Source organism: Chryseolinea soli (genome assembly GCF_003589925.1).
GTDB lineage: Bacteria > Bacteroidota > Bacteroidia > Cytophagales > Cyclobacteriaceae > Chryseolinea > Chryseolinea soli.
Genome location: NZ_CP032382.1, coordinates 5,604,445 through 5,617,711, shown reverse-complemented (window position 1 = coordinate 5,617,711; position 13,267 = coordinate 5,604,445). Strand labels below are relative to the sequence as shown.

The 13,267-nt window shown below is 53.3% G+C and carries 7 protein-coding genes; 1 reads left to right on the top strand and 6 read right to left on the bottom strand.

Annotation, left to right across the window (positions count from 1 at the left end; translation table 11 throughout):
- Positions 1 to 35 precede the first annotated feature (35 nt).
- The 4 genes from D4L85_RS23655 to D4L85_RS23640 form a co-directional block, all read right to left on the bottom strand.
- On the bottom strand, positions 36 to 383 hold the full coding sequence (locus tag D4L85_RS23655; RefSeq protein WP_160143951.1) for a hypothetical protein: 348 nt from the start codon (positions 381 to 383) through the stop codon (positions 36 to 38).
- 82 nt (positions 384 to 465) lie between these two features.
- The gene (locus D4L85_RS23650) at positions 466 to 2,880 is read right to left on the bottom strand and encodes a beta propeller repeat protein (protein ID WP_160143950.1); all 2,415 of its coding nucleotides are present in this window, start codon (positions 2,878 to 2,880) and stop codon (positions 466 to 468) included.
- A gap of 14 nt (positions 2,881 to 2,894) precedes the next feature.
- Positions 2,895 to 5,300, bottom strand: a complete 2,406-nt coding sequence (locus D4L85_RS23645) for a sialidase family protein (RefSeq protein ID WP_119756634.1) — start codon at positions 5,298 to 5,300, stop codon at positions 2,895 to 2,897.
- Positions 5,301 to 5,315: 15 nt separating this feature from the next.
- Positions 5,316 to 7,412, bottom strand: coding sequence for a glycoside hydrolase family 20 zincin-like fold domain-containing protein (locus D4L85_RS23640; protein ID WP_119756633.1), 2,097 nt, complete (start codon positions 7,410 to 7,412; stop codon positions 5,316 to 5,318).
- A 243-nt stretch (positions 7,413 to 7,655) separates the two neighbouring features.
- Here D4L85_RS23640 and D4L85_RS23635 point away from each other — a divergent pair, with 243 nt between their 5' ends.
- Positions 7,656 to 8,624 carry a sugar phosphate isomerase/epimerase family protein gene (locus D4L85_RS23635; RefSeq protein WP_119756632.1) on the top strand — a complete coding sequence of 323 codons (969 nt, stop codon included), beginning with the start codon at positions 7,656 to 7,658 and terminating at the stop codon, positions 8,622 to 8,624.
- 160 nt (positions 8,625 to 8,784) lie between these two features.
- On the opposite strand, the gene D4L85_RS23630 is transcribed toward D4L85_RS23635, so the two are convergent.
- Both D4L85_RS23630 and D4L85_RS23625 read right to left on the bottom strand, forming a co-directional pair.
- A complete protein-coding gene (locus D4L85_RS23630) occupies positions 8,785 to 10,119 on the bottom strand; it encodes a TolC family protein (protein WP_160143949.1) in 1,335 nt (444 codons plus the stop codon).
- Between the two features lie 30 nt (positions 10,120 to 10,149).
- Complete coding sequence (locus D4L85_RS23625; RefSeq protein WP_335621948.1) at positions 10,150 to 13,239, bottom strand: efflux RND transporter permease subunit; 3,090 nt, start codon at positions 13,237 to 13,239, stop codon at positions 10,150 to 10,152.
- Positions 13,240 to 13,267 lie beyond the last annotated feature (28 nt).

Genomic DNA, 13,267 nt, shown 5'->3' with positions numbered 1-13,267 from the left:
TTCTTGTTTGGTTTTGTTGTTGGTAGAGTTGGTAGTTAAGATTTGTGTACGGGTTGCGTCAGACAGGGCAAAGTTTTTTCTTCGTCCTCATCCAGGCCTTGTTTCAGCCTGTTCCAGACTTCATGCTCATCGGCATCGATCTCCTGTTCCACCCGGTCGCGGAGCTGCAACAGGATGGTTCGCGCCTCTTCCAGCAGTTCGAAATGCCCGGGATGCAGGTGTTGCCACGATTCCCACATCGACCGACCGTCCCCATCCGGGTTGAGCACCCACCGCTGAAACGATTCGTTCAGCAACAGGTCTTTTACTGTGTATTTGGATACCTCCATCGTGCGTAGGGTTGGCGTGATACTGGGAAGAGTCCGGGCGACCGTAGTTCTCATCGTTCCCCGGGGATATTTTTGGGGTAAAAAAGAAGGGGACTCCCCTACAGAGCCCCCTCAACCTAAAACACTAATCGTTTATTTATTTCCGTACCAGCCCGGGCACAATGTCTTCAACCGCACGCTCATCACCCTTTGCCGGGCCATGCCATACGCCGCCGCCAAACGTGATGATGTAGACCTGGGTGGAATCCACCGGATCGATGTCAACACGTTTGCCCCATTTGAAGTTGTAGCCTTTTATGCGTGTCCACGTCGATCCCTCATCCTCCGAGCGATAGGCAGAGCCGTTGAATCCGCAAGCATAGTAGGTATCTGTTCGTTTGTCATAGGTAATATCATGCATGTGCTGGTCGCCGGGCAACACGGCCTGCCAGGTCTTCCCATCGTCGCCGGAAGCAAAAATGCCGCCGCCGATATCGGAAGCGAACGCAGCCTTCCTATTTCTACCCCATGCGGCGAGCAACAGGCGGTTGCTTTTTGCTGTCGTCATTAAACACATCGGTCCGTTGGTGGTTGGCGGCAAAGAAACTTTTGTCCAGGTTTCTGCGCCGTTGTCAGAGCGATAGAGCGCACCATCCAAGGGGGTCCCGATGCTTTCGTCTTCGCCCCTGCGGCACACTACCAGGAACAACACGCCATCCGAATCCCGTCGCGTAATGCGCCAGGCAAACGGTTCGGCGCCTTCGATGCCTTTGTTTTTTTGCTGCCAGGTCTTGCCACCATCGGTTGATTTGTAGACGCCCTTTCCAAAGGCACAGGCATAGAGCGTGCGCTTTTCTTTTGGACTCGTGGGATCGAACAGGATGTGCGTCATCGCTCCTTCGCCGATATCATTGCTGATGATCTGCCAGGTCTTGCCGGCGTCTTCCGTCATCAGCACGCCCCCTTGATAGTTTTTCACACCCGTGCGCCGCCACATCTTGGGGCGGGGCAGATCGTGTGTGCCGCTCATGACGCTCCAGGCTCTTCCCTTTACTTCCGGGTCAAACGTCAGCCAATACACGCTGTTTTGCCAGGCACGGGGCACGCCGTTGTTCCGGGTTGCACTCTGCCAGCTTGCTCCTCCATTGTGGCTTTCCATCAAACCCACATCGGTGTTGGCGATGAAGGCATGGTTTAGGTCGGACGGGTCAAACATGATCCCGTAGCCTGTGGTCACTTCCAAACCCCGCGATGTCCAGCCGCCGTCTTTCTTGTTGGTATATACTTGTTCCCAGGTCTTGCCACCATCGGTCGTCCTTACGGTGCGACCGAAGTCGGTACCATAGCATACTTCAGGATGTGTGGGCGAAACGCCGATGGAAAAAGGATTTTCTCCCCAGGTAGGTCCGAATCGCTCGTTGATCCATTCTTCCGAAAAATTGGTGGAAGGGTAGTTGTGTTCTTTTGTCAATTTATCTTTCCATGCCAATGTCCACGTCACGCCAAAGTCCGTGCTGCGGGCTACGCCGAGACAGGTGGTGTCGGCATGTACTTCCAGATCCCGGTAGGAAACGTATACCACTTCCGGGTGCAGGGCGCTGGTGGCAAGGGTCCGGTACTCGGGTAGCGCTGCGCCTTTCATGCGGTAAGACAAGATCCCAGCTTCACGATTTGTCCACGTGGCGCCGCCATCGGGGGAATAAAAAATTCCGGATGCTTTTCCTTCGGGGTCAAAATAAGATTTCCCGGCCATAGCGTAGAGCACAAACACATTTTTCGCTTCATCATATCCACCGGTGAACGTCGTTAGTTGTGTCACACCTTTTGGGGCTGGGTTGGTCTTCCAGGTGCCGTTTTCACGTACCGTCACCCCCTGGGCTCCGGCAATGTAAATCGTCCGGCTGTCCGGTGAAGATTTGGGAACGACAAATACATTCTTTACATGATCGTCAATGTCTTTCTCCTTTTTCCACTGCAGGCCACCGTCTACAGATGTATAAAATCCCGTTTGTTTGTCGATGGAAATGGCGGCATATAATTTTTTAGAATCCTCGGGATCGATCGCCAGCGCCAACACATTTCTCCGCGTGCTGTCTTTGGTCACGAGCACCTCGGAGGCATGATCTCCTTTCGACACAACGCCGTCGACTTCGGAAGGTGCCGGATACCACAGGCTCCAGGTCTTGCCCTTATCCATACTTTTGAACAACCCGATGGAGTTGGCATACATCACATTGGAATCCAACGGATCGTACACAAAATAATGCACCGGTCCGCGCAGGTTAAACATACGCCAGGACACGCCGCCATTCTCGGTAATGAACGACCCGGTCATGTCACACGCCACCAAAGCATGGTTGGTATTAAAGGGACTTACTGCCGGAAAGAACATAGCCCCTCCGCCCCCGTAGCCCGTAAACCCCCAGGCATCGTTTCGCCCGTTTGGATTTTTATTATAAGTCTCCTTTTCTGTTGCGGGAGTATCGGGCGTCGAGCGGCAGCCTATTAGTGCCCCAAAAATTAGTACACTTACGATCTTAAAAAATCCCAACGGAACGCGTGTCATCTTCATGTTCATGTTCATCTTTATTCTGTTTCAGGAGTTCCGTGCCATAGGCTGGAACCGTATGTGGTGAGGTAGATCTGTTCGGGATGGTGAGGATCCACGATGGCACGCTGCCCCCAATGAAAGTCGTAGCCCTTGATTTTCTTCCAGGTCTTGCCATAGTCGTCGCTGCGATAGGCCGCTTGGTTGAATGTATTGCAATACAATCTTCCCGGGTGATAGGTATCCACCGTGACATCGTATACATATTCCTTCTCATCGAAAATCGAGGTCCACGTATCGCCGGCATCTTCCGACATGAATATCCCGCCGGGTATTTTTATCCGTTCATTGCCTCCGGTCGAGCGCGCCACAGCACCTCCGATAAGGTCGGCCAGGTCGAGGTCTGACCAACCCGCGAGATAGATGCGGTTGGGATGCTCGCGATCATAATCCATGCCGTTGGGGAATAGCGGTCCGTCGTTGATCTTCAACCGCGTCCAGGTTTCCGCGCCATCGGTGGAGCGATAGACTTCGCCGGAGTAAAATTCTCTTCCGTTCTTTCCATCTTTATGCATGGGCGTGGGGCTGACGGTGAGGTATAAATTCCCATTACCGGCCAACGTCAATTCAAACGCGCAAGTGTTGTCGCCGATGCCGTTGTTCTTTAGCTTCCACGTTTTGCCATCGTCGGTGGATTTATAAACTCCTTTGCCGTAGACACTCACATACAAGGTACGCTGATCCGGTGGCGTGTTGGGATCCATAACGATACAGGTGGACGGTGAGTCAAAACCCATGCCTTCGTTGGAAGGCTTCCAGGTCTTGCCGCCGTCGAGCGAAACGCAAACACCGCCTTTGCCGTACGACTTCCATCCTGAAAAGCGTGTCATTTTTCCGCGGGGAAAATCGTGCAGACCCGACCACACGGACCACACTTTATTTTTCACCTTTGGATCAAAGACCATCCAATAGCAGGTGTTGATCCATTCGGTCGGTACACCCTCCGTCGACCGCAGCCAGCTCTTGCCGCCGTTGTAGGAATGATGGTAACCAATGTCGGTATAGCTGATGGCAATGTGGCTGCTGTCAAAGGGATCGAAGTGTACACCATAAGCATTGGTTACGTCCAAGCCCCGGCTGATGAACGTGCCGTCGGATTGGGGTGCACTATAGATCTCGTTCCAGGTTTTTCCGCCATCGGTGGTCTTCATCACGCGATACCAGTCTGTGACCACGGCTACGTTACCGTCCTTTGGATAGACGCCCACGTCCATGAGCCGGATGTATTCGCCGCCAAAGGCTTTCTCGGCCCAGGCATCTTTCAGGTTCGTCACTCCCACCCCATCCTTTACACCGTATTGGCCGGAGCCTCCGCCGCCTTTCCACACCCAATCCCAATGCTTTCCGGCATCGGCCGTTTTCATGGCGCCATACCAGTAGATCATTTTGTTACCCGCTTTCTTTTCTTCGTAGCGATTGGTGACGAGATAGGTTTTCTCCGCATCATTTTCCGCGCAAGCGATCATCGAATAGCTGGGCTTGATGCCTACGTTGTCGTTTATCAGTTCCGGGTTCATCAATCGCGTCCAATGGCCACCCAAATCCTCGGACGTCCAAACCTCGCTGTGTCCAAACTCTTCTTGTATTTCTTCTTTCGGATCGTGATGCAAAGCATAGAGAAGGGTCTTGTCGCCCTTGGCCACCACACCACCGGTAAACGAAAATGCAGGCGCCATTTCTTTCGGAAGGTTCTGGTGCTCGAATGTGTGGGTCGTTGTATTGAACGTGTGGACAGCACCGGACGTGAAGACTAAAACACTGTTCGATCCCTTATCCGTCGGGGCATATATGAAATCGATCCGCTGGGGCAGTTGTTCTTTTTTCAGCGTCTTGCCGCGATCATCCGAATAAAAGAACGCAGCGCCCATGCTGAAATACAATGCATCAGGCTGGCGGGCATCCAGGCGGATGGAGCCGATGTGTCCGTTTTTTCGATTGTATAAGGTAGTGTCGGTTGTCTCAATGGAATACTCCCCGTGATCGCCTTCAAACATTTCTTTCTTCACATCTTTTTTTAAGGGGAAGATCTGTTCCCAGGTCTTTCCGCCGTCGCTGGAGCGACTCAGCGTTTTGCCGCCGATGTAGACCGTGTTCGGATCGTTGGGATCGTAGGCATAGGATGAGGCGCCGTTGGCGAAATTGATCTGGTCATAGGAAAAACCTCCGTTCCGGGTAAGATATGATCCCGTCATATCACAACGCACCAGGAAATGATCGGGCGTGTCATAGGCGAACGTGGGGATATACGTGGCACCTCCTCCTCCGGGTCCAAGCTTTTCCCATTTCGTTTCGGCTTGCGCCTTATTTTCATTTGCCGGTTGGCGGCAACTGGTCAATGCAATGACGACAGCATAGACAAGTATGCTTCCGATGGTTTGTTTCATTGGGGATTTATGGGTTTAATCGTTGGTCAACACCTGGCGCGACATCCATTCTTCCACCTTCTTATTCATGGCCAACTCGTACACGTACATCCAGTCGGTGTTGTTCGTGCCGTTGGCCAGGTGATGATGGAAATTGGAATCGAGTTGATAGCCTTCGGGATTTCCGAGGATGCGGGTCTCGCCATACACGTTCTCAAATTGCGTGCGGAGCTTTTCAAAATTCTCCGTGAAGGTCTTCACCTGGGCAAGTGACGTTTTCCGCGTGCCCTTGGCGGCATTGTCGTATTGCTCCAGCAAAAGCAGCTGCATGGCCGAGTAGATCTGCAATTCGTTGATCTGCTCCATCACGGCCAGCGCATACTGATTTCGGCTGGACACTTCCTGCGCCTTTTTGATCTTCTCTTTGATGGCGGTGTACTTTTGAACGGCTTTCCTTGCGCCTTCGATCTTGTTCTTATTTGCCGCACTCCACGCTCCGGGCTTCGAAGCGTCGGGCAGGTCGACCAATTTGAAGTCCTTGTGATAATTATCACGATCGCCTTCTTTCAACAAGGCCGTCTCCCAAAACGGAAGAGCGTCTTCCAATGCATTCTGAAAATCCATCGAGGCGTCGGCCATGGCCGGGGAATAGAAGCGCTGCCGGAAGAGGGTGTGCGCTTGTGGTTCCGAAATGTCTTCGTAGTTCCAACTGAACAATCCAAAGTCGTAGATGCCGCGCCAGATGGTTTCAAAGTGAACGGAACAATCATCCCAGGCCGTACACAGGATGCCGTCCATTTTCTTTTCCGAGGTCAGGCTGCAATAGTCCTTTATGGGATTGAAGTTCGAGCGGTTGCGGGGCAGCATGGGATAGATGGGTTGGGCAGAAGTGGCTGCCATTACTTTCAGGTTGTGCGCCTTATACCAGTCAATAGCCCGGCGGTTGCCCGGTATCGCAGGGGTGTCATAGTTCCAGCGCATGTACACACAATTCTTTGGGAAAAGTGGAACGTTCTTGTCCAGCGTTGCCTGGTTGTTCTTCCAAAGCTCGTCCACTTTTGCCGTGGGCATTTTATCGTCGTAGGTGGTTTGATACAGGTCGGCAAGTTTGAAAACCATGTCGTCCCAGAAGATGGGAATGCGGTTGTGTGCAAGGGCGAACTCGGTTACTTTCTTCAGCCAGTACATTTGAAGCTCCAGCGGTTTCATGCCGGACTTTTTGCTGAGATCGGATTTCCCTAACGAGCCCACTTCATCGCCACCAACGTGCAGATATTTGCCGTAAGGGGTTGCCTTTATCGCGTCCTCATATAGCGCAAATTGTAAGTCATAGGTCTCGGGATTGAGCGGGTCAAACACCCAGTCCGACGCGGGATCGTCCCGCAGCTTCTTATATTCCTCATGCTTCAGGATGAATGAAGCGTGCCCCAGCCCTTGTATCAGCGGGCTGATCTCGATGTGTCGCTCCTGCGCATACCGGCTGATGGCGGCAAACTCTTCGATGGAGACCGCGTTGGCGGAACCCACCACGGGGGCCTTGCGATAGCGCAGCTTGTCTTCAAACTCAATAATGATCGCGTTGACTTTGATGTTGGCCAGCCTATCGATGATGCTATAGTAATAGTGCCCGGTCTCCAGGTGGTGCTTCATGTCGAGATGGATCGCACGGTAAGCGATCTCCGGGTAGTCGGTGATGCGGCAGGCGGGGATTTCGATTTGCTGGTCGGTGGCGTCTTCGATCAGTTGGATCAGGGTCTGGATCCCGTAAAATAATCCGGCGGCTTGCCGGCCTTGGATGGTCACTTGTCCACCGGAAACCTCCAGCACATAACCCTCATTCGAGGGCACGGCCAGGTCTTCTTGAAGTTGGAGTGTGACGATGCCTTCGCCCCCATTTTTTCGCAACGGCAAACTCGCTAAGGCTCCCGACATCACCGGTCTCTCCACCACGTTAAGCAGGTACACACCGCGCAACGCCGAGGGCAACAGACCTTTTCCAGAGCGCATCTCTGTCTTCTGCGGCTGGGGAAGGATCCTGAAGTGCTGTTGGAAGTCGGCCAGGTCGGCTGCCATTGCCGTGGTGGTGAGAACCAGGACAAGTACACAAAATGGAATGATCGATTTTAGATACATATAAGGGGCAGGTATAACGCCGGGTTCCGGTCTCACCTTCCATTGGAGGAGACTGGAATCTTTTATTTCTCATCAAAAAGCCGGAGCCACTTTCGCACATTCCGAAAATTTATTTCATCAGCATATTTCGAGGTTGAGTGGTAGTGCGCGCCCCGCACGAGATGAACCCATCGACGAATTGTGCGCCCGAACTTAAACGTGAACCGGTTATTTTTATAACTTCACACGCTTACCATTATTCTTATGCAAACCTCACGAAGAAACTTCATCGCCCAATCACTCCTGGCCACTGCGGGAATATCCACCGCCTGGAACGTCGCGGAGGCTTCGCGTATTGACCAGCCCACCACGCTTCCACCCAAAGCCGACGAAGCATTTAAGATAAGCATCTTTTCAAAAAATCTGCAGTGGCTCGACTACACCGAGATGGCCAAAGTGGCCGCCGACCTCGGCTTCGACGGTGTGGACCTCACCGTGCGCCCGCAGGGACACGTGCTCCCCGAAAATGTAGAAACCGATCTGCCCAAAGCTGTAGAGGCGATAAAAAAAGCGGGGCTCAAAATGTATATGATGACCACCGCCATCACCGCCGTTGACGAGCCGCACACGGAAAAAATTCTAAAAACAGCCAGCGGCCTTGGCATCCGCCACTACCGCACGGGGTGGCTGACCTATGACGAGAAAAAAAGCGTAGAAGACAATCTCAAAGCCAAGCGTGAGCAATTTCAAAAATTGGCCGACCTCAATGCCAAGTACAGCATCTCCGGCGAGTACCAGAATCATTCCGGTCTGTACTTCGGCGCACCGATCTGGGACCTGCATCGCATTCTGCAGGAAATAAATTCTCCCTGGCTCGGCTCACAATACGATATTCTTCACGCCCACGTAGAAGGATTCAACGCCTGGCCTATCAGTTTTAAATTGATTGCTCCCTACATCCGGTCCATCTGCCTGAAAGATTTTGTATGGGGCATAAAAGACGGCAAGTGGGCATTGCAAACCATGCCCGCCGGAGAAGGCCTCATCGACTTCAAAAAGTACTTTGCCCTGTTAAAGCAAAACAATGTGAGCGTCCCCGTATCACTGCACTATGAATATGATCTTGGTGGAGCAGAGAACGGAGCTTTCACCATTACGATGAGCCGGGATAAGGTATTGGCCGCCATGCGCAAAGACATTCTCGCATTCCGGAAGATGATTCAGGAAATGTGAGTCGTTTGATCAAGAGCCCATAGTGTTAAGCACGGAGCTCTGATGACACTCACTGAAAAAGACAACCTCCCCTCCCATCATTTCAAGATCGCGCAACATAAATAACCCCGGGCTTCGTGTGAAAACCCGGGGTTATTATTTTGCTAAATTTTAGAAACGTTTACTCCACTTGTCCCATGATGCGGAACAAAGCGATCCGCGCTGAGAGGTAATCGTAGACAGCCTCCAAGTAGTTGGACTGGGATTGTGTCAAGGCCAGTTCAGCGTCCGTCAGCTCCAGGCGCGATGAAACGCCGCGGGAATAGCGGAACTGGATCATGTCATAACTGAGCTTGGCCGTTTCGTTCACGACCACCGCCGTTTGGATCCGCTCGATAGAGGCCTGGCAATCCGCCACCGCCTTGTGTACGTTGGCGCGAAGATGTTCATGCGCGTCGTTCAACCGGAGCGTCGCCTGCGACTGAGCCAAGGATGCTTGCTTCACGCGGGCCGTGTTTCCAAAGCCGTTGAAGAGCGGCACAGAAACCTGCAGACCCACAAAGGAGCTGGTCGGATAGTGCGCCGTGCCATAGTCAAGGGAATTGGTCTGCGTTTGCATCTGGTATTGCCCTATCGCGGCTACGGAAGGCTTACGCGCTGCCGATGCTATTTTCATTTGTTGTTCCTGCACTTGCGTTTGCAGGGCCAGGACCCGGTACGATGCGTTGCCGCCAAGGGCAGCTTCGTATACCTCTGTTTCCGACGGCAGTGAGCCCGGAGACGGTACCACTAATGAATCCGTCAGGAGAATCTGCTTCGTAGAGTCCATGCCCATCAACGCCTTGAGCTGAAGCTTGCCGGTCTCGATGGCGTAGGAAATTTTTAGCAGCTCGGGCTCCAGGTTCTTCACCGAAGTATAGGCCCGCAACGTGTCCACCCGAAGGGCTTTGCCTTGCAACAACAGGGACCGCGAATCCTTCAAGGCCCGTTGGTTTCGGCTGATGCTCTCTTGCTGCAGGCGTAACCGTTCGTTCAACACCAACAGCTGCAAATAGGTCTCCTTCACTTGCGATACGACGTCCGTCTGTTTTCCCGAAAGCGCAATGCTGCTTTCACGTTCCTGCAGACGCGAGCGCTGCACAGAGGGAAATGCCAACGGATTGTACAGGGGCTGGATCGCCGTTACGGCTGCCGTTCCCTGGTCGTCGCCACCAAACCTTCCATAGGAGATTTTTCCGTCCGGTTCGGTTCCGTTAAAACCGAAGAACGCCGGAAGCTGGAAATAATGGTTGACTGCCAGCGTGGCATTCACCGTAGGCAAAAACAAGCTTCGCGACACGATGAATTGTTGCTGTGCCTTGTCGATGTCGAGCTTGCTCGCTTTCAATTCGGGGTTCTCGGCCATGGCCTGCGAAACCGCGTCGTGCAAGGACAACGGTTGCTCCTGCGCTACGGCCGGGCTGGCCGCGAGCGCAAGAACGAAGAGCGGAAGATATTTCAAATATTTTGATTTCATAAACATGCAAATAATGTGGGGTGTGTGAACTCAGGCGACAACTACCTCTTCCGTGCCGGGCTGGGATGGTCTGGGGTGCGGTTCGGCTTTCTTCGCATAGGGTCGTGAGAAATATGAGTATACCGAAGGGATCACGTAGAGTGTGAGCAGACCGGCAAAAACCAACCCGCCAACTACAGCAATACCCAACGACTGTCGGCTACCCGACGACGTGCCCAGCGAGAGCGCGATCGGCAGCGTACCGAAGATCATGGCCAGCGTGGTCATCAAGATGGGACGGAAGCGCGAACCGGCAGCTTGTAAAACAGCCTCCGAAACTGACGCTCCTTCCTCTTTCCGCTGGTTGGCAAATTCCACGATGAGGATACCGTTCTTGGTGATCAACCCGATGAGCATGATGATCCCGATCTCACTAAAGATGTTGATGGATTGTCCGGTGAGCCACAAGCTCAGCAACGCGCCCGTCAACGCCATCGGCACCGTCAACAAGATGATGAAGGGGTCGATGAGGCTTTCGAACTGAGCAGCCAAAACCAGGTAGATGAGCACGATCGCAAAGATGAAGGCGAAGATGAGGCTCGAGCTGCTTTCCGCATAGTCGCGGCTTTGTCCGGCCAAGGCTGTGCTGAAACCGGCGGGCAACACTTTTTTGGTGATGCCGTCCATTTCAGCGATCGCTTCACCCAAGCTTACGCCGGGGGCGGGAGTGGCCGATATGGTGGCGCTATACGATTGGTTGTAGCGGTAAATGGCAGGAGGACTCACGGTCTCGTTCATTTTCACGAGGTTGTCCAGCGACACCATCTCGCCATTGCTGGCTTTCAGGAACAATGAACGCAGGTCTGCCGGTGCCGCGCGTTCGCGGCGATCCAACTGGCCGATCACTTCATATTGACGGTCGTTGAAGATAAAATAGCCATAGCGTCTGCCGCTCAACGCCAATTGCAATGTGCGACCCACTTCCTGTGTAGAGATGCCGGCCTGGGCTGCGCGGTCACGGTCGATGGTGATGCCGATCTCCGGACGGTTGATCTTGAAGTCAGGGTCCTGGAAACTCAGCTTCTGGCTTTGATATACCTGGCCCATCAACTTCGGCATGACATCCATGAGACTCTTCAGGTCAGGTGCCTGCACCACGTATTGCAAGGGTTGCGAGCTCGAGAAACCACCGATGGTGGGGATCTGGATGGGGATGATGATCACGTTCCGGAATTTTCCGGAAGCAGCCACCAGCTTTTGGTAGATCTGTTGCTGGGATAATCCGCTCGCGCGGTCCTTGGGATCTTTTAAAAACACCCATTGGAAACCACCGTTCACGGGTTGCACCAGCGTACCGATGGAGGCGGCGATGCCGGCATAGGTCCGGTTGCCGTTCAAGTCCGGCACGGAGTCAGACACATACATGTTGATCTCCTTCATGGTCTCTTCCATGCTTTCGTAGGAAGTGCCTTCGGGCGCAATCACGGCCAAACCGATCATAGAGCGATCTTCCAACGGTGCGAGTTCCGAGGGCAAGGTGGGCAACAAGAAATACGCGATGGCAAACGAACCGATCAACGCAATGAAGCCCAGCCAACGGAATTTGAAGAAGGCATGCAACGATCTTTCATAGCCGCGGTTCAAGGCTTCAAACCAAGGTTCAGTCTTGCGGTAGAACCATCCTTGTGATGCGTCACGCTTTAATAAGTAAGCACTCATCATCGGCGACAAGGTAAGGGCCACGAAAGCCGACACCAGTACGGAGCCCGCTACCACCACGGCAAATTCCTTAAACAACCGACCGGTGATACCGCCAAGGAATAGGATGGGCAGGAACACGGCGGCCAGCGTAATGGTCGTGGAGATCACGGCGAAGTAGATCTCATCCGAGCCTTTGCGCGCCGCTTCAATAGGGCTCATGCCCTGTTCGATCTTACTATAAATATTTTCCAATACCACGATGGCGTCATCCACCACCAACCCGATGGCCAGTACCAATCCGAGCAACGTCAACACGTTGATGGAGAAATCGCCGATGTACATGATAAAGAACGCTGCGATGATGGAAACTGGAATGGCCACAAGGGGAATCAGCGTGCTGCGCCAGTCGCGAAGGAAGATGAAAATGATCAAGGCCACCAATCCGAAGGCCAGCAACAAGGTTTCTTCCACTTCGTTCAGCGAGTTGCGCACGGGTACCGTAAAATCTTTACCCAGGGAAATGATGTATTCTTTGGGAGCGCTTTTTACAATTTCGTCAAAACGTTTTGTAAACTCGTCCACGATGGCCAGGGAGTTGGCACCACGTTGTGGCTGTACGCCGGTACCGACGCCGTAGCGAGCGGTGTTCCCCTCTCCTACGATCATTGCCGTGCGCTCGTTCTGCGACGACATGATGGCGGAACCGATGTCTTTAAAACGAACGATGGCGCCTTCATTCTCTACGATAATCATGTTGTTGAAGTCGTCTTCAGTGACCAACCGGCCCGAGGTGCGAAGGGTAACTTCGGTATTCTGTCCTTCAATACGGCCACTGGGTAAATCGACGTTCTCGCGCTGCAATGCGTTTTGAACATCGGACGGTGTCAACTTATACGACGCCAGCTTCACGGGATCCATGCGGAGACGCATGGAGCGCTTGCGGCCGGCGTAGCTATCCACCAGGCGCACGCCGGGAATGGATTGCAATCTTTCTTTGATGTTGATGTTAACAAAGTCCGTCACATCTTCCAGGCTCTTGGTGTCGCTCTGTACCGTAAGGAACACGAGGAAATCCGGGGGACCTGTTTTCTCCACGATGGTGGGTTCGATGTCGGCGGGCAATTGCTGACGCGACTTCGAAACTTTGTCGCGCACATCGTTGGCGGCCGCCTCGAGGTCGGCGTCCAGGTTGAATTCAACCGTGATGATACTAACTTGTTCTCTGGATGTGGAAGACAGCGCGCGGATGCCATTGGCTTCTGCGATCGCCTCTTCCAGCGGTTTGGTTACTTGCGACGCGATGATGTCGGCGCTGGCCCCGGGATAAACGGTGGTCACCGTCACAATGGGCGAATCCGTCACGGGATACTCCCGTGTTCCCAGGAAGGTGTAGCCCACGATCCCAAAGAGGACGAGCAACACCGACATTACGCCAGCCAAAACCGGCCGCGATATACTGATTTGTGAA